We start from the raw sequence: 18,105 nt of genomic DNA on the forward strand, positions 1-18,105 counted from the left end.
CCTCCGGTTCGAGGGGTTGTGCCTATCCCTGCCAGTGGTAGGCACGGCTGGGCCTGGTTGGCCGATCACCGCCTCGCCAGGCTGGGGACATGAACGAGATTGTGTTGGGCGACGTCACGGTGACCCGGGTCATGGAGTACTACGGCTCGGTGCGGCTGTCGCCGCAGGAGTTCTTCCCGGAGAGCACCGACGACATGTGGCAGCGCAACGAGGACTGGCTGGCTCCGGATTTCTACGATCCCGGCCGCGATGACTGCGTATCGGCCATCCAGACCTGGGTACTGCGCAGTGCGGGCCGCACCATCCTGGTCGACACCGGCGTGGGCAACCACAAGGAGCGGCCGCATGCCCCGGTGTGGCATCACCTGGACACTGATTTTCTGGACAATCTGGCCCGGGCCGGGGTCGCACCAAAAGACGTCGACGTCGTGATCAACACCCACCTGCACATCGACCACGTCGGCTGGAACACCTACCTCGACGACGGCAACTGGGTCCCGACGTTCCCCAACGCCACCTACCTGATGCCGCGGGCCGACTTCGATTTCTGGAACCCGGCCAATCGTGACGACCCCGCCGCGGGACGGGACAACGTCTTCCTCGACAGCGTGGCACCGGTCCACGAGGCCGGTCAGGCCACATTGTGGGAGAACGGCTTTCAGATCGACGACAACATCACGCTGGAGCCTGCCCCCGGGCACACCCCAGGCTCGGCGGTGGTCCGGCTGCAGTCCGGCGGTGACCGTGCGGTGTTCGTCGGCGACATGATGCACACCGCGCTGCAGATCGTTCATCCTGATGTCAACAGCTGCTACTGCGAGGACCTGGAACAGGCGCGGGCATCGCGCCGACGGGTACTCGGCCACGCCGCCGATACCAACACGCTCGTGATACCAGCGCATTTCGGCGGTTACGGCGCGGCCGAGGTGATGCGGGACGGGGACCGGTTCGCGGTCAAGGAATGGGCAGCGTTCGAGCGGGCGACGGCATGATCGACCCGACCGTCGACACTGCCACCGGGGTGGTGCGGGGAATCCGCACCGCCCACGGCTCGGCCTTCCTCGGCATCCCCTACGCCGCACCGCCCGGCATCACCGGCCGCTTCGCGGCTCCGGCAGCACACGAGCCGTGGCGCGGCGTGCGCGATGCGACCCGCCCCGCGCCGACGGCACCCCAGCCACGCCGAAACGGCTTCGGGCGCTTGGATATGACACCGTTCTTCGGACCGGGTTGGGTGCGCGGCTCCGACTACCTCACCGTCAATGTGTGGGCCCCGCCGGGCGCCCAGCGCCGTCCGGTGATGGTGTTCGTCCACGGCGGCGGTTTCGTGGCAGGCTCCACCCGCTCACCGCTCTACGACGGCATCGCCTTCGCCCGCGACGGCGTGGTGCTGGTGACGGTCACCTACCGGCTGGGCATCACCGGATTTCTCGACCTGCCCGGCGCGTCGCGCAACCGCGGCCTGCTCGACGTGCTGGCTGCGCTGGAGTGGGTGCAGGCCAACATCTCGGCCTTCGGCGGTGATCCTGCCAACGTCACCCTGTTCGGCCAGTCCGCCGGTGCGACGATCACCGCCGGAGCTCTGGCCGCACCCGGCGCGGACAAGCTGATCCGTCGCGCAATCATGCAGAGCGGCAACGGCTTCGGTGCGTTCCATCCGGAGCAGGCCGAACAGGTCAGCCGGGCGGCAGCCAAGGTTCTCGACGTCGAGGCCACGGTCACCGGATTTGACCCCCTCTCCGATGAACAGCTGGTCGAGGCGATCCCCGAACTGGCCGGGCTGGATCTGCGCACCGAAGGACGTTTTGACCCGCTGCTGGGGTTGAGTCCGTTCAGTCTGGTGCTGGCCGAGCAGCCTGCACGGCAGCTCAATCCGGAGGTGGACCTGCTGATCGGGACCAACACCGAGGAGGGCAACCTGTACCTGGTTCCGCAAGGGAACTTCGACTCCTCGACCCTCGATGACGTCGAGCGGCTCGCCACGCAGGTCGACGCCGACCCGGCCGCCGTGGTCCAGCGGTACCGCTCCCGCTTCCCCCGGGCGGGTTGGGGCCAGCTGCGGTCGGCGATCCTGGGCGACGCGTTGTTCCGCACCGGTAGTGAAGGCACGGCTCAGGCCCATGAGCAGCTGTCGGGCCCCGCGACCCACCGCTACGAATTCAGTTGGCGCTCAGCAGCAGTGGACGGAAAGCTGGGGGCGGCTCACGCGGTGGAACTACCGTTCGTCTTCGAACGAACCGGTCTGGAGTCGGTACGCGGACCCGGTGCCCTGCTGGGGCCAGGCGAGCCTCCTGGCGCATTGGCCGCCGAGATGCACGGTGCCTGGGTCCGGTACGCCACCACGGGAGATCCGGGCTGGGCGCCGGGGGAGATGCGCCGATTCACCGGTGTGGGTTGATCCCGATGTGACTGGGCAGCAGGGTGCGGCGCCGGGTGTACTCCGTCGGTGTCATCGCGGTGAACGATCGGAACTCGCGGACGAAATGCGCCTGGTCGAAGTAGCCCAGATCGGCCGCGATTCGGGCACCGTTGGTGTCGCCGGCGTCCAAGAGCCTCATTGCCGCCTGGAACCGACGCAACCGCAGATAGGTCTTGGGCGTCAGGCCGACCTCGGCGCGGAAGGACGCGATCAGCCGTCGGGCTGACAACCCGGTCATCGCCGACGCCTCAGCCACCCGCAGCGAGGGTTGACTTTCGGCCGCGAGCAAGACCGCGCCGACTGTGGGATCGCGGGAGCTCATGCGCGCCAGCAGAAATGACTCCACCAGTGCCACTCGCGACCGCGCCGAGGGTGCTTCGATCAGTCGGGCGCGCAGGATCGATGCGTCGCGACCCCAGATCGCGTCCAGGTCCACACAGCGGTCCTCCAGGTCGTCCTGTGGCGCCGGCAGGAACGCCGACGCGCCACCGGGACGGAAATGGATGGTCAGCACGGTTTGCGACGGATCGATCTGGGTGACGTAGGAGGCCACACCGGCGCCGGCGATGAAAGCGGTCCCGACGTCGAGGCGGGTGGTGCCATCGGCGGCGAAGAAATCGACCCGCTCGCGGGAACCGAGATCGATGATCACGGTGGCGGCGCCGCGGGGGAGGGCACGGCTGCGATGGGTCGTGGCCTGCGCGTTGTGCCAATATCCGAAGAACTGAACGTGGGCGGCCAGCGGTGGGCTCGGACGTAGCAATACCGGGCCGGCCACCTCAAACCCCCGGCTGCTGCATTCCGGCCAGTGCGTCGAGCATCGACCGCAGCTGGTCGATGAGTTGTTCGGGGGAGTAGGTGATCTCGCCGGACAACCATGCGCTGATGGTCTGGGTGACCCCGCCCACGGCGAAATGAGAGGTGGCCCGCAGGTAGTCGTTCGCGCGCAGCTGCAGGGCATCGCCGGCGTGCTGACCGAGCAGGGTGGCGAAGAGCGCGGTGGACTCGGCGCGCTTACGTGCCAGTACCTCGTTGGACAGCTTGACGCTGAAGAGCAGCCGGCCGATCCGCGGGTCTTTGGCGATCAGATGCACGATGTTCGTCATCCCGGCGGTGGTCTGATCGGCCAGCGGAACGGCCGCGACGGCCGCCTGCGTCGAGCTCGCGATATCGGCGATCACCCAGTCGTAGACCGCGGCGATGAAGTCGTCCTTGTCGGTGAAGCTCTCGTAGAAATACCGAGCGGCCAAACCGGCGGTGCGGCACACCGCCCGCACCGTGACCTCGCCGTCCTCGGCTCCCAGCAGATCCAGCCCGGCCTCCAGCAGCTGGCTGCGACGTTGCGCCAGGCGGTCGGCCGCTTCGACGCCGCGGTACGGGCGGACCTGCTTCACCCCCACATCTTGACACCTGTCACTCCGGCGGGCCAGTATCAGGAAACGCAGGTTCTCAGTTTCTAGAAGGGGTGGCCATGACGGTCAGCGAACCGATCCCGCACGTCGAGCGGCCGATGAACGAGTCGCCGCGGCCCGGCGCCGCGCCCAAGCGCCGGCGCGGCGCCAGCTTCGACGACGGGCTGATGGGCGTGGCGCTGCTGGCCGGCCCGGCCAACGTGATCATGCAGCTGGCCAACCCCGGCGTCGGCTACGGCGTGGTCGAGAGCCGCGTCGAGAGCGGCCGCACCGACCTGCACCCGATCAAGCGGGCCAGGACCACCTTCACCTACCTGGCCGTGGCCACCCGCGGCAGCGACGCGCAGAAGGCGGCATACCGGCGCGCGGTCAACAAGGCGCACGCGCAGGTGTACTCCACCGAGGACAGTCCGGTGAAATACAACGCGTTCGACAAGAACCTCCAGCTCTGGGTGGCCGCCTGCCTCTACAAGGGTGGCGTCGACGTGTTCCGCATGTTCATCGGCGAGCTGGACGACGAGACCGCCGACCAGCACTACCGCGACAGTGTCACCATGGGCACCACACTGCAGGTGCCCGAGTCGATGTGGCCGGCCGACCGGGCTGCGTTCGACCGGTACTGGGAGGAATCCCTGGAAAAGCTGCACATCGACGACACCGTGCGCGGCTATCTCTATCCGATCGCGGCGGGCCGGCCCAAGAAACCGGTGCTGCCCCGCTTCGTGCAACGTCGGCTCGATGCAGTGGCCTTGCTGATCACCACAGGATTCCTGCCGCAGCGGTTCCGTGAGGAGATGCGTTTGCCGTGGGATGCCAAGAGTCAGAAGCGGTTCGACCAGCTGATCAAAGTGCTCCGCACGATCAACGACCTGCTGCCCTCGGTCCTGCGGCAGTTCCCGTTCAATGTGCTGCTCAAAGACCTCGACTGGCGGATCCGCACCGGCCGTCCATTGGTGTAGCTGTCAGGCTCGCGGCGTACCCTCGCGGCGGTGCGAACAGATTCAGACAACTGGGATATCACCACGAGCGTAGGTGCGACAGCGTTGTTCGTCGCTGCCTCAAGGGCATTGGAGGCCCGAAAGCCTGATCCCATCGCTGTCGACAAGTATGCCGAGGCGTTCTGCCGTGCAGTCGGTGGCGATTGGGCGATCGCTGCCGAGGGGACCGATCCAGAGCATCCGCTGCAGACCGAATTCGGCAAGGACTTCGTCAACTTCCAGGGCGTGCGGACCAAGTACTTCGACGAGTACTTCGGCCGGGCCATCGAGGCCGGCGTCACACAGATTGTCCTTCTGGCCGCCGGTCTGGACTCACGCGCCTACCGGCTGCCGTGGGCCGACGGCACCGTGGTCTACGAGTTGGACCAGCCGCGAGTGCTCGAGTTCAAGCGCGAGACGGTAGACCGCCTCGGCGAGGCGCCGACGGCCGAGCGGCGCGAGGTGGCGATCGATCTGCGCGACGACTGGCCACGCGCGCTGCGGGAGAGCGGCTTCGACCCGTCGCGGCCGTCGGCCTGGATCGCCGAGGGACTGTTGATCTATCTGCCTGCCACAGCACAGGAACGGTTGTTTGCTGGAATCGATGCGCTGGCAGCGCCGGGCAGCTTCGTCGGCATCGAGGAATCGATCCCGATGCCGGACGAGGCATTCCAGGCCAAGCGCGCCGAAGCGGTCTCCTCCGGAGAAGAGAACGCGTTCTTCACTCTCGTGTACAACCAGCAGCACGCGCCCGCGCAGCAGTGGTTCGGCGAGCGTGGCTGGGAAGCCGCTGAGACTCCGCTGCATGAGCTTCTGGCCCGCGCGGGGCGGCCCGTGCCCGGTCCGGACTCCGAAGCAGGCCTGATGACGGGAACTATCACCTTGGTGGCTGCGACCAAAAGGTGAGGCAGTTCACGAGCTAGCCCGAGTACGTGCCTCTCGACAGTTAAGTTATGCAATGCTAACTTCAGCAAAAGTTAGCTTAGCCATACATAAGGGAGAGATTCGGGGGCTTAGTCGCTCCCGTGCACGCATATGGGTAGTGACACGCTTGCGGCTCCGCCTCAGGGAGCGCCCCGGCTCGATCGCGATGTGATCAGCCGTTTCGCCACATGTTGTCGTGCGCTGGGTCTGACGGTGAACGACCGGCAGCGGCCGGCCGACCTCACCGCGGCCCGGTCCGGCTTTGCTGGATTGGCACACATCGCACACGACCACTGTGACGCCTGGACGGGTCTGGCCGCCGCGGGCGACGTGTCCGGTGCGGTCATCGACGCGGTGTGGCGCACCCGCGCCAGCGCCGGTCTGCTCCAGCGCGAGATCGACCTGGCTGCCGGTGACCTCGGTTTCACCTTTGACAGTGGGCTGTACCTACAGTTCCGCGCCAGTGAGGTCGACGACTTCCAGCTGGCCTACGCGGCGCGCCGCGCCGGCCAGGGTGAACTCGCCGAGGCGGACGCGCTCGTGGGGGAGCTGCTCGACCGCCGGCCGGGTTGGCTGAACGCCACCTGGCTGCGGGTGGCGATCAACCACCGGGCCCAGCGCTGGAACGACGTGGTGCGGCTGCTCACCCCGGTGGTCACCAACCCGTCGCTCGACGAGGTCACTACGCACGCTGCCCGCGTCACCCTGGGCATCGCGCTGGCCCGGCTCGGCATGCTGGCGCCCGCGCTGTCGTACCTGGAGGACCCGTCCGGCCCGATCACGGTGGCCGCGCTCGACGGCGCGCTCGCCAAGGCGCTGACGCTGCGCGCGCAGGGTGAGGACGAAGACGCGAGTGAGGTGCTGCAGGATCTCTTCGCCGCCCACCCGGAGAACAAGCAGGTCGAAGAAGCCCTGTCGGATCCGACTTTCGGGCTGCTCATCACCAATGCCGCCCGCATCGACGCGCGCACCGATCCGTGGGACCCGGAGACGGAACCGTCGGAGTCCGACTTCGTCGACCCGGGCGCCAAGGAACGCAAGGCGCACCTGCTCGTCGAGGCCGAAGCCGAGCTCGCCGAGTTCATCGGCCTGGAAGAAGTGAAGTTCCAGGTGGCGCGGCTGAAGAGCTCGGTCGCCATGTCGATCCGTCGCCAGGAGCGTGGGCTGGCCGTCGCGCAGCGCACCAACCACCTCGTGTTCGCCGGCCCGCCCGGAACGGGTAAGACCACCATCGCCCGCGTCGTCGCCAAGATCTATTGCGGCCTCGGACTTCTCAAGAAGGAGACGGTCCGCGAGGTGCACCGTGCCGACCTGATCGGTCAGCACATCGGTGAGACGGAGGCCAAGACCAACGCCATCATCGACAGCGCCCTGGACGGCGTGCTGTTCCTCGACGAGGCCTACGCACTGGTGTCCACCGGCGCCAAGAACGACTTCGGTCTGGTCGCCATCGACACCCTGCTGGCCCGTATGGAGAACGACCGCGACCGCTTGGTCGTGATCGTCGCGGGTTACCGCAAGGACCTCGACATGTTCCTCGACACCAACGAAGGTCTGCGCTCGCGCTTCACCCGCAGCATCGACTTCCCGTCCTACTCCTCGTCCGAACTCGTCGAGATCGCCGAGCGGATGGCCGAGAAGCGGGACAGCACGTTCGAGAAGACCGCGCACGACGAGATGGAGCGGCTGTTCGGTTACCTGGCCGAGGCCACCACGCCCGACGCCCAAGGTGTGCCGCGCCGCAGCCTCGACATCGCCGGTAACGGCCGCTTCGTCCGCAACCTGGTCGAGCGTTCCGAGGAGGAGCGCGAGTACCGCCTCGATCATTCCGACCACGACGACTTCACCGACGAGGAAATGATGACGATCACCGCCGGTGACGTGAACAGTTCGGCCGGCCCGCTGCTGCGTGGCCTGGGGCTGACGGTGCCCGCATGACCGCGCCCGATCCGGACCGGCGCTCCTTCGCGTCCCGCACGCCGAACAACGAAAACCCCGACCAGGTGACCTACCGGCGCGGGTTCGTCACCAAGAACCAGGTCACCGGCTGGCGATTCGTGATGCGCCGCATCGCCTCCGGCGTCGCGCTGCACGACACCCGCATGCTGGTCGACCCGCTCCGTACGCAGAGCCGTGCGGTGCTGACCGGTGCATTGATCATGATCACCGGTTTGGTCGGCTGTTTCCTGTTCTCGTTGTTCCGGCCGGGTGGTACTGCCGGAAACGATGCCGTTCTCGCCGACCGGTCAACGGCCGCGCTGTACGTGCGGGTGGGGGAGCAGCTGCACCCCGTGCTCAACCTGACCTCGGCGCGGTTGATCACCGGCAAGGCGGACAACCCGAGCACGGTCAAGACCAGTGAGATCGACAAGTTCGCGCGCGGCAACCTGCTGGGTATCGCCGGTGCGCCGGAGCGGATGGTGCAGAGCGTCAGCACCGGCGCGGATTGGACTGTGTGCGATGCGGTTTCGGGCGCCAACGCGGGTGTGACCATCATTGCCGGCACCCTCGCGTCGGGCGGTGAGCGTGCCCTGACGCTGACGTCCGATCAGGCCGTCCTGGTGCACAACAGCGAGGGTCCGACCCCGGGCGACTGGCTGCTGTGGGACGGCAAGCGCAGCCCGGTCGATCTGGCCAACCGCGCCGTCACCGACGCCCTCGGTCTCGGCGGGCAGATCCCGACGCCGCGGCCCATCGCGGCCGGCCTGTTCAACGCGATCCCCGAAGCCCCGGCGCTGGCGGCCCCGCACATCGCCGACGCCGGTGCGCCGACGAGCTACGAGCTGTCGACCCCGGTGCCCGTGGGTGGCGTGTTGGCGGCCTACGACGCCGACAACACTGCCCGCTACTACGCGGTGCTGAACGACGGTCTGCAGCCGGTCTCGCCGGTCCTGGCCTCGATCCTGCGCAACACCAACTCCTATGGCCTCGACCAGGCACCGCGGATCGGGCCCGACGAGGTATCGCGGATGCCTGTCTCGCACGCCATCGACACCGCCGGCTACCCGGACGCTCCGGTCAACCTGGTCGCGCCGTCGACCGCCCCGGTGACCTGTGCGCAGTGGATCAAGCCGACGGGTGCCACCGAGAGCAAGCTGTCGGTCCTCTCCGGTGCGGCATTGCCGGTGCCGGACGGCCTGCACACCGTCGACCTGGTCGGCGCGGGCAGCAACGGCGCCGCCAACCGGGTCGCACTGACCCCGGGCAGCGGCTACTTCGTCCAGACCGTCGGGGCCGAGCCCGGCTCGCCGACCGCAGGCTCGTTGTTCTGGGTCAGCGACACCGGCGTCCGCTACGGCATCGATACCGCCGGCAACGACAAAGTTGTCGAGGCGCTTGGCCTCACCGCGCCGGCCCTGCCCATTCCGTGGTCGATCCTGACGCAGTTCGCGGCCGGCCCGACCCTGTCCCGTGGCGACGCCCTGACCGCACACGATGCGCTGTCGCCCAACGCAAACGCTGCACGCCTGGAGGCGACGACCCGATGAGCCGGCTGATCTTCGAGCACCAGCGGAGGCTGGCCCCGCCGACCACCCGTAAGGGCACCATCACGATCGAGCCGCCGCCCCAGTTGGAGCGGATGGTCCCGCCGTCGCTGCTGCGCCGGGTGCTGCCTTACCTGATCGTCATCCTGATCGTCGGCATGATCGTGGCGCTGTTCGCCACCGGGATGCGGATGATCTCGCCGACGATGCTGTTCTTCCCGTTCGTGCTGCTGCTGGCCGCCACCGCGCTCTACCGCGGCGGCAACAAGATGCGCACCGAGGAGGTCGACGCCGAACGCGCCGACTACCTGCGCTACCTGTCGGTGGTGCGCGACAATGTCCGGGCCCATGCCGCCGAGCAGCGCAAGGCGTTGGAGTGGTCACACCCGGAGCCTCAGGCGCTGGCCTCCGTCCCGGGCACCCGCAGGCAGTGGGAACGCGATCCACGTGACCGTGACTTCCTGGTGCTGCGCGCCGGGCTGCACGACGTGCCGCTGGACGCCGCGCTCAAGGTCAAGGACACCGCCGACGAGATCGACCTGGAGCCGGTGTCGCACAGCACCCTTCGCGGTCTGCTCGACGTGCAGCGCACCGTGCGTGATGCCCCGACCGGCATCGACGTCACCAAGCTCGCCCGGATCACCGTGATCGGTGAGGCCGATGAGGTCCGGGATGCGTTGCGGGCCTGGATCGCCCAGGCCGTCACCTGGCACGACCCGACCATGCTCGGGGTGGCGCTGGCCTCTCCTGACGTCGACTCCGACGCCTGGTCGTGGCTGAAATGGCTTCCACACGTGGATATTCCGTCACAGGCCGACGGTGTGGGCCCGGCCCGCTACCTGACCACCGGCGTCACCGAGCTGCGCGAGCAGCTCGATTCGGCCCTGGTCGGCCGGCCCGCGTTCCCCGCCGAGGCGGACCAGGTGCTCAAGCATCTGCTGGTGGTCCTCGACGATCCCGAGGCCGATCCCGACGACATCGCGCGGAAGCCGGGTCTGACCGGGGTGACCGTGATCCATCGCAGTGACAAGCTGCCCAACCGCGAGCAGTACCCGGATCCCGAGCGGCCCATCCTGCGGGTCACCGAAGGTCGGATCGAGCGCTGGCAGAGCAGCGGCTGGCAGCCCTACGTCGGTCAGGCGGACTCGATGTCGGCCGCCGAGGCCGCCCACATCGCGCGGCGGCTGTCGCGTTGGGACTCCAACCCCGGCTATGTGCGGTCCACCGCCACTGGAGGCGCCACCTTCGGCACGCTGCTCGACATCCCAGATGCCTCGGCCCTGGACGTCGCGAGTCTGTGGGCCCCGCGTAACCGCGACGACGAGCTGCGGGTGCCGATCGGCGTCACCGCCACCGGCGAACCGCTGTACTTCGACCTCAAGGACGAGGCCGAGGGCGGCATGGGCCCGCACGGCCTGATGATCGGTATGACGGGCTCGGGCAAGTCCCAGACCCTGATGTCGATCCTGTTGTCGCTGCTGACCACTCACTCCGCTGATCGGCTCATCGTGATCTACGCCGACTTCAAGGGTGAGGCCGGAGCCGACATCTTCCGCAACTTCCCGCAGGTCGTCGCGGTCATCTCGAACATGGCCGAGAAGCGGTCGCTGGCCGACCGGTTCGCCGACACCCTGCGCGGTGAGGTGGCCCGCCGTGAGCAGCTGCTCAAGGAAGCCGGTCGCCGGGTGCAGGGCAGCGCCTTCAACTCGGTCACCGAGTACGAGGCAGCGATCGCGGCCGGGCATGACCTGCCGCCGATGCCGACGCTGTTCGTGGTCGCCGACGAGTTCACGCTGATGCTCGCCGAGCACCCCGAGTACGCCGACCTGTTCGATTACGTTGCGCGCAAGGGCCGCTCGTTCCGGATCCACATCCTGTTCGCGTCGCAGACCCTGGACGTGGGCCGCATCAAGGACATCGACAAGAACACGTCGTACCGGATCGGCCTGAAGGTGGCCAGCCCGAGCATCTCCCGCCAGATCATCGGGGTCGAGGACGCGTATCACATCGAATCGGGTCGCGAGCACAAGGGCGAGGGCTTCCTGGTACCCGCCCCGGGTGCGGTGCCGATCAAGTTCCGCAGCACCTACGTCGACGGCATCTACGACCCGCCGCGGGCCGAGAAGTCGATCGTGGTCCGGGCGCTGCCGCAACCTCAGCTGTTCACTGCCTCGCGGGTGGAGCCCGAACCCGATACCGTGATCGTCACGAACGAGCCCGAGATCGACGTCCTGCCGCCGCGCAAGCTGATCGCCACCATCGGTGACCAGCTGGCCACCTACGGACCGCAGGCGCCGAAGCTGTGGCTACCGCCGCTGGACGGCGCGATCGCCCTCGACGACGTGCTTGCCAGCACCGACATCGAACCCGGTCAACTGCGTTGGCCGCTGGGCGAGATCGACAAGCCGTTCGAGATGCGCCGCGACGCCTTGGTGTTCGACGCCAACTCGTCGGCAGCCAACGTGCTGATCCACGGTGGTCCGCGCTCGGGCAAGTCGACCGCGCTGCAGACCTTTGTGCTGTCGGCCGCGGCGCTGCACTCGCCGAGCGAGGTCAGCTTCTACTGCCTCGACTACGGCGGCGGACAGCTCGCCGGCCTGGAGGACCTGGCCCACGTCGGCAGCGTGGCCACCCCGCTGGAGCCCGAGCGCATCCGTCGTACCTTCGGCGAGCTCGAACAGCTGCTGCAGGCCCGCCAGCGGCAGGGTGCCGTGAGCCGGGTGGGCAGCTACGCAGACGGGTATGGCGAGGTATTCCTGGTCATCGACAACCTGTACGCGTTCAGCCGCGACAACACCGACACCTTCAACACGCGTAACCCGTTGCTGGCCAAGGTGACCGAGCTGGCCAACACCGGCCTGTCCTACGGCATCCACGTCGTCATCACCACGCCGAACTGGCTGGAGGTGCCGCTGGCGATGCGTGACGGCCTGGGCCTGCGGCTGGAGCTCAAGCTGCACGACAGCCACGACAGCATCGTGCGGGTGGTGGGTGCGCTGCGCCGGCCGGCGGAGTCGGTGCCTGCTGATCAGCCGGGCCGCGGCCTGACCATGGCCGCCGAACACTTCCTGTTCGCCGAGCCACAGTTGAGCGACATCGCCGTCATCAACTCCCGCTACCCGGGTCAGAGCGCACCGCCGGTGCGGCTGCTGCCCACCGCGCTGGCCCCCGCCGCGCTGGCACCGCTGTACCCGGCCCCCGAGCAGGTGGTCATCGGGCAGCGCGAAGAGGATCTGGCGCCGGTGGTGCTCGACTTCAAGCACAACCCGCTGCTGGCAGTGTTCGGCGATACCAAGTCGGGCAAGACCACGCTGCTGCGTCACATCATCCGGACCATCCGGGAGAACTCCCGGCCGGACGAGGTGGCTTTCACCGTGATCGACCGACGGTTGCATCTGGTCGAGGAGCCGTTGTTCCCGGACAACGAGTACACGGCCAACATCGACCGCGTGCTGCCCGCGATGCTGGGGCTGTCGTCGCTGATCGAGAAGCGTCGTCCGCCGGCCGGTTTGAGCGCGCAGGAACTCAGCGCCTGGAACCAGCGGTCCGGACAGGATGGCCACACGCACTACCTGATCATCGACGACGTGGACCAGATCCCCGACGGCCCCTCGGCCAGCGGTCCGTTCGCCGGGCAGCGTCCGTGGACCAACATCGTCGGACTGTTGGCCGAGGCCACCGATCTGGGGCTGCGGGTCATCGTGACGGCCAGGGCCACCGGATCGGCCCACGCCGTGATGACGGCACCGCTGCTGCGTCGCCTCAACGATCTGCAGGCGACCACACTGATGCTGTCGGGCAATCCGGCAGACAGCGGCAAGCTCCGCGGGCACCGGTTCGCCCGGTTCCCGGCGGGACGCGGCATGTTGCTCGGGGACGGTGACGCGCCCGAGTTCGTCCAGCTCGTCAACCCACTCATCGAAGACACGGCACTCTCCGTGAACAACGGGCGAAAGGAATTCTGATGACATTGCGGGTAGTTCCAGAAGGATTGACCGCCGCCAGCGCGGCCGTGGAGGCGCTCACCGCGCGCCTGGCCGCCGCGCACGCGGCAGCCGCCCCCCTGGTCTCGGCGGTGATCCCGCCTGCGGCCGATGCGGTTTCGCTGCAGACCGCGACCGGCTTCAGCGCCCACGGTGCCCAGCACTCGACGATGGCCGCGCAGGGTGTCGAGGAGCTCGGACGCTCCGGCGTCGGCGTCGGCGAGTCCGGTGCCAGCTACATGACCGGTGACGCGATGGCGGCTTCGTCCTACATGACTGCGCGCGGCATCTGAGATGACTGCCCCCATTTGGATGGCCCTGCCACCCGAGGTGCACTCGACGCTGCTCTCCAGCGGTCCAGGCGCCGGGTCGTTGCTGGCCGCCGCGGGGGCCTGGCAGTCGCTGAGTACCGAATATGCCTCGGCGGCAGCCGAACTCACCAGCGTGCTGGGCTCGGTGCAGGCCGGGTCCTGGGAAGGGCCGAGCTCGGAGCAGTACATTGCCGCGCACGGGCCCTACCTGACCTGGCTGGCGCAGCAGAGCGCGAACAGCGCTGCGGTGGCTGTCCAGCACGAGACTGCGGCCGCGGCCTACACCACGGCGGTGGCGGCCATGCCGACCATGCCCGAGCTGGCGCTCAACCATGTGGTGCACGGCGTGCTGTTGGCCACGAACTTCTTCGGCATCAACATGATTCCGATCGCGGTCAACGAGGCCGACTACGTCCGGATGTGGATCCAGGCGGCCACCACCATGGCCACCTACCAGGCTGTCTCGGGGGCCGCCGTGATGGCGGCACCGACCAGCACGCCGTCGCCGATGCTGCTCAAGCCGGGCGCCGGGGAGGCCGGCACCGCGTCGGCCAACGCACAGCAGATGATGGCGCAGGGCACGGCCACGGATTCCGGTACGGCGCTGACGAACGCCGACGCGACGGCCGACAGTGAGTACCCGAATCTGCCGCAATGGCTGATCGACTATCTCGGTAACGACTCGATGATCGGCGGCAAGGAGCTGCTGAGGTTCCTCAACGATCCGCTGGGGACGCTGCAGAGCATGCTCACCGACTTGATGACCAATCCGGCGGGCTTCCTGACCACTTGGGGGCCCTTCCTGTTCGGCGTCATCTACCAGATGATCTTCCAGCCGGTGGGTTGGGGAACCTGGATCGGTGTGGCGCTCTCGCCGTTCCTGGTACCGCTGCTCGGCATCGGCCTTGCTGCACTGGGTTTCCTCGACCTGCTTCCCACCGATGATGTACCGGCCGACGCTCCCGCCGACGCCGATGTTCCGGCGGGACCGGCGCGCGTCGATCAGGGACTGCCCATGGCCGGCCTGTCGCCGGCGGGCTTCGGCGGTGGAGTCGGCGCGGGCGCTGCGCCCGCCGCTGCGCCTGCCCCCGCAGGTGTTCCTGCACCGGCGCCCGTGGCGGCGGCGGCCTTCGCGCCGTATGCGGTGCTCGGCAGTGACCCCGACGAGGGTTTCAGCCCGACCGTGGGCGGCAAGTCCAGTGCCTCGGCACCGGCTTCCGGCATTCCCGCCGCGGCATCCGGTGTGGCCGCGTCGCTGGCGGCACGGCGCAAGCGGCGTCGCAAGCGTGGTGCGGCATTGGAAGACCACGCCTACGCGGACGCCTACATGGACTACGAGCAACCAGAACCGGACCCGGCGCCGACGCCGGAACCGCGGGTGCGGGCGTCCGAAAGCGGTGCCGGCGCCATGGGATTCACCGGCACCGAAACCAAATCCGACACCACCGCGGCCGGGCTGACCACGCTCGCCGGCGAGAGCTACGACGACGAAAGTCCCGTCTCGCCGATGCTGCCCGGTTCCTGGGAACCCGGCGATTCGCAAGGGGGTACCCGCAGCTGACCAGATCATCTTCATCACGTTCGATGCACCGCCAAATGTCTACGACCCGAAAGGAAAATCCATGAGCATGTTGGACGCTCACATCCCCCAGCTGATCGCCTCCGAGGCGGCGTTCAGTGCCAAGGCCGCCCTGATGCGCAGCACCATCGCGCAGGCCGAGCAGGCTGCCATGTCGTCGCAGGCCTTCCACATGGGTGAGGCCTCAGCTGCCTTCCAAGCCGCCCACGCCCGGTTCGTCGAGGTGTCGGCCAAGGTCAACGCCCTGCTCGACTACGCGCAGCTCAACCTCGGCGACGCCGCGGGCACCTACGTGGCGCAGGATGCGGCCGCGGCCAGCACCTACACCTCCATCTGACCGAGCTAGATCCACAGCGATACAGGAGTTTTCATGTCTCAGATCATGTACAACTACCCGGCAATGCTGGCTCACGCCGGAGAGATGAACACCTACTCGGCTGCCCTGCACGCCGTCGGTGCCGACATCGCCAGCGAGCAGGCCGCACTGAGCAGCGCCTGGCAGGGTGACACCGGTATGACCTACCAGGCCTGGCAGGCCCAGTGGAACCAGGCGATGGAAGAGCTGACCCGGGCCTACCGTGCCATGGCGTCCACTCACGAGATGAACACCATGTCGATGAGCGCACGCGATGCCGCGGAAGGCGCCAAGTGGGGCTGATTGTGACCAGTGGGAGCTAACGCCGTCGAGTTGACCACCGATCAGGCCTGGTACCTCGCCGAGGTACTCGGTGCCGGGGCGTATCCGTGGGTGCTGGCCATCACGCCGCCCTACAGCGAACCGGTACAGCGGGCCGGCTTTGTCGCCGAACAGGCCGCTGAACTGACCAGGATGGGCGTGCTCGACGCCGGCGGCGGAGTCAATCCGCGGGTGGCGCAATGGGTTCGGCTGGCCTGCCGGGCGACCCAGTGGTTGGACCTGCGGTTTGTCTCCGGGCCCGGGGATCTGCTGCGAGGCATCGTGGCGCGGTCGGACGGTCGGACTGTTGTCGTCTTGCGCAACGCGCAGTTGGTGACGTTCACCGAGATGGACATCGCCCACCCGCACGCCCTGGGCCCGGTGCTCACGGCCGGGCTGTCGAACCGCAAGCCGGCGCGGTTCGAAGAGTTCGCGCTGCCGGCCGCGGCCGGCGCCCGCGCCGACGAGCAGATCCGCAACGGCACCCCGCTGACCGAGGTGCTGGGATTCCTCGGAGTCCCCGCCTCGGCCCGCCCGATCGTGGAGGCGGTGTTCGAAGGACGGCGGACATACGTCGAGATCGTGGCCGGAGAGCACCGTGACGGCCACCGGGTAACCACCCAGGTGGGAGTCAGCATCATCGACTCCCCCGGGGGCCGGATTCTGGTCTCTCCGTCGAAAGCCTTCGACGGAGAGTGGATCTCGACCTTCACGGCAGGCAGTGCCGACGCGATCGCCATGGCGGTCGAACGGCTCACCGCCTCCCTGCCGAGCGGTTCCTGGTTCCCCGACCAACCGCTCATCCGCGACTTCGACAGAGAAGCCGAAAACGACGAGTTATCCAACGCCGCTGTATCTAACAACCCTGTATCCCACCGAGATCCACGCTCCATGAGAAGAACCCAGAAAGCATAGGAATGTCCGACAACACTGTGATGCCGATCGTCCGGGTGGCCGTGCTGGCCGCTGGAGACGACGGTGGCCGGCTGACCGAGATGGCCCTGCCGTCCGAGCTGCCGCTGCGCGAGATTCTGCCCGCGGTCCAGCGCATCGTGCTGCCCCCCAACGCCGGCGGCGACGACGGGGCGAGCGCCCCGGACCCGGTGCGGCTCAGCCTGGCCCCGGTGGGGGGTGCGCCGTACAGCTTGGACGCCACCCTCGACACGGTCGGCGTGGTGGACGGGGATCTGCTTGCGCTGCAGGCCGTCCCCGCCGGCCCGGCCGCCCCGCGCATCGTCGAGGACATCGCCGACGCCGCTGTGATCTTCTCGGCTGCCCGCCGACGCCCGTGGGGCGCCGCGCACATTGCGCGTGCTGCGGCGCTGGCCGTGATCGGGCTGATCCTGGTGGGCACCGGCCTGGCCGTCGCCCATCGCGTGCTGACCGGCGAACTGCTCGGGCTGTTCGTGGTCGGTGGCATCGCCATCGCCACCGTGCTCGCCTCGCTGTCGACCCGGAGCCGCTCGGGAGCTCTGGCCACCGCGCTGGCTGTCACCGGGCTGGTTCCCGTCGGCGCAGCGTTCGCACTCGGTGTGCCAGGCGGTTTCGGTGCACCCAGCATCCTGCTGGCCGCGGCCGGAGTGGCGGCATGGTCGTTGATCAGCATGGCCAGCTCGCCCGATGACCGTGGTATCGCCGTGTTCACCGCGACCACGGTGGCCGGAACCGGCGTGTTGTTGGTGGCCGGTGCCGCCTCGCTGTGGGAGATCAACTCGACAGTGATCGGGTGCGCCCTGATCCTGATCGCCCTGGTGGTCACGGTCCAGGCCGCCCAACTGTCCGCGATGTGGGCCCGCTTCCCGCTGCCGGTCATCCCGGCGCCGGGTGATCCTTCCCCGTCGGCACAACCGCTTTCGGTGTTGGCCGACCTGCCGCGGCGGGTCCGCGTGAGCCAGTCGCACCAGACCGGCGTGATCGCCGCGGGCGTGCTGCTCGGTGTCGCCGGATCGGTGGCGCTGGTCGGTTCGTCGACCGCGTCGCCGTGGGCCTGGTACGTCGTCGTCGCCGCCGCGCTCGGCGCCGTGCTGCGGGCTCGTGTCTGGGACTCCGCCTCCTGCAAGTCGTGGCTGCTGGGCCATCCCTACCTGCTGTCCGTCGTCCTGCTGGTGGCCTTCGTGATCGACGGCCGGTACCAGGCCGCCTGGTTGGCGCTGGCCGTGCTCGCCGCGCTCGTCGTGGTGTGGGTTTTCGCCGCACTGAATCCGCGGGCGGCGTCGCCGGACACCTACTCGCTGCCGATGCGGCGCCTGGTGGGCTTCCTGGCAACCGGGGTCGATGCATCGCTGATTCCTGTGATGGCCTTCCTCATCGGGCTGTTCAGCCTCGTCCTCGACAGGTGA

The 18,105-nt window shown here is 68.3% G+C and carries 15 protein-coding genes; 13 read left to right on the forward strand and 2 right to left on the reverse strand.

What is annotated here, in order from left to right; genetic code table 11:
• Positions 1-89: 89 nt before the first annotated feature.
• Both AC4ELS_RS03195 and AC4ELS_RS03200 read left to right on the forward strand, forming a co-directional pair.
• Entirely contained in the window at positions 90-992 is a 903-nt protein-coding gene (locus AC4ELS_RS03195; protein WP_448449014.1) for an MBL fold metallo-hydrolase, read from the forward strand.
• Positions 989-2,398 (forward strand): carboxylesterase/lipase family protein, encoded by a 1,410-nt coding sequence (locus AC4ELS_RS03200; RefSeq protein ID WP_499045970.1) that lies wholly within the window; start codon positions 989-991, stop codon positions 2,396-2,398. Before AC4ELS_RS03195 ends, AC4ELS_RS03200 begins: the two co-directional genes overlap by 4 nt.
• Here AC4ELS_RS03200 and AC4ELS_RS03205 read toward each other — a convergent pair.
• Together AC4ELS_RS03205 and AC4ELS_RS03210 are read right to left on the reverse strand one after the other, a co-directional pair.
• Entirely contained in the window at positions 2,382-3,197 is an 816-nt protein-coding gene (locus tag AC4ELS_RS03205) for a helix-turn-helix domain-containing protein (RefSeq protein ID WP_498886452.1), read from the reverse strand. The genes AC4ELS_RS03200 and AC4ELS_RS03205 overlap by 17 nt on opposite strands.
• 1 nt (position 3,198) lies before the next feature.
• Positions 3,199-3,813, reverse strand: coding sequence for a TetR/AcrR family transcriptional regulator (locus tag AC4ELS_RS03210; protein WP_448449016.1), 615 nt, complete (start codon positions 3,811-3,813; stop codon positions 3,199-3,201).
• Between the two features lie 77 nt (positions 3,814-3,890).
• Here AC4ELS_RS03210 and AC4ELS_RS03215 point away from each other — a divergent pair, with 77 nt between their 5' ends.
• From AC4ELS_RS03215 to eccD, 11 genes are all read left to right on the forward strand, one after another.
• The gene (locus tag AC4ELS_RS03215) at positions 3,891-4,790 is read left to right on the forward strand and encodes an oxygenase MpaB family protein (protein ID WP_064958438.1); all 900 of its coding nucleotides are present in this window, start codon (positions 3,891-3,893) and stop codon (positions 4,788-4,790) included.
• A 30-nt stretch (positions 4,791-4,820) separates the two neighbouring features.
• Positions 4,821-5,714, forward strand: a complete 894-nt coding sequence (locus AC4ELS_RS03220) for a class I SAM-dependent methyltransferase (RefSeq protein ID WP_448449017.1) — start codon at positions 4,821-4,823, stop codon at positions 5,712-5,714.
• A gap of 186 nt (positions 5,715-5,900) precedes the next feature.
• A complete protein-coding gene (gene eccA / locus AC4ELS_RS03225; RefSeq protein WP_448449018.1) occupies positions 5,901-7,670 on the forward strand; it encodes a type VII secretion AAA-ATPase EccA in 1,770 nt (589 codons plus the stop codon).
• Positions 7,667-9,220, forward strand: coding sequence for a type VII secretion protein EccB (gene eccB, locus AC4ELS_RS03230; protein ID WP_499045802.1), 1,554 nt, complete (start codon positions 7,667-7,669; stop codon positions 9,218-9,220). The genes eccA and eccB overlap by 4 nt, the downstream gene beginning before the upstream one ends.
• A complete protein-coding gene (gene eccCa, locus AC4ELS_RS03235; protein ID WP_499045804.1) occupies positions 9,217-13,182 on the forward strand; it encodes a type VII secretion protein EccCa in 3,966 nt (1,321 codons plus the stop codon). Before eccB ends, eccCa begins: the two co-directional genes overlap by 4 nt.
• A complete protein-coding gene (locus AC4ELS_RS03240) occupies positions 13,182-13,493 on the forward strand; it encodes a PE family protein (protein WP_064886589.1) in 312 nt (103 codons plus the stop codon). Before eccCa ends, AC4ELS_RS03240 begins: the two co-directional genes overlap by 1 nt.
• 1 nt (position 13,494) lies before the next feature.
• Positions 13,495-15,072, forward strand: a complete 1,578-nt coding sequence (locus AC4ELS_RS03245; RefSeq protein ID WP_064886590.1) for a PPE family protein — start codon at positions 13,495-13,497, stop codon at positions 15,070-15,072.
• Between the two features lie 61 nt (positions 15,073-15,133).
• The gene (esxG, locus tag AC4ELS_RS03250; RefSeq protein WP_064886591.1) at positions 15,134-15,427 is read left to right on the forward strand and encodes a type VII secretion system protein EsxG; all 294 of its coding nucleotides are present in this window, start codon (positions 15,134-15,136) and stop codon (positions 15,425-15,427) included.
• Between the two features lie 33 nt (positions 15,428-15,460).
• Positions 15,461-15,748 (forward strand): WXG100 family type VII secretion target, encoded by a 288-nt coding sequence (locus tag AC4ELS_RS03255; protein ID WP_003880383.1) that lies wholly within the window; start codon positions 15,461-15,463, stop codon positions 15,746-15,748.
• A gap of 9 nt (positions 15,749-15,757) precedes the next feature.
• Complete coding sequence (locus AC4ELS_RS03260; RefSeq protein WP_499045806.1) at positions 15,758-16,681, forward strand: ESX secretion-associated protein EspG; 924 nt, start codon at positions 15,758-15,760, stop codon at positions 16,679-16,681.
• Between the two features lie 2 nt (positions 16,682-16,683).
• Positions 16,684-18,105: a type VII secretion integral membrane protein EccD gene (gene eccD / locus AC4ELS_RS03265; protein WP_499045809.1), complete on the forward strand. Its 1,422-nt coding sequence runs from the start codon at positions 16,684-16,686 to the stop codon at positions 18,103-18,105.

It is taken from the genome of Mycobacterium shunyiense (assembly GCF_058270035.1).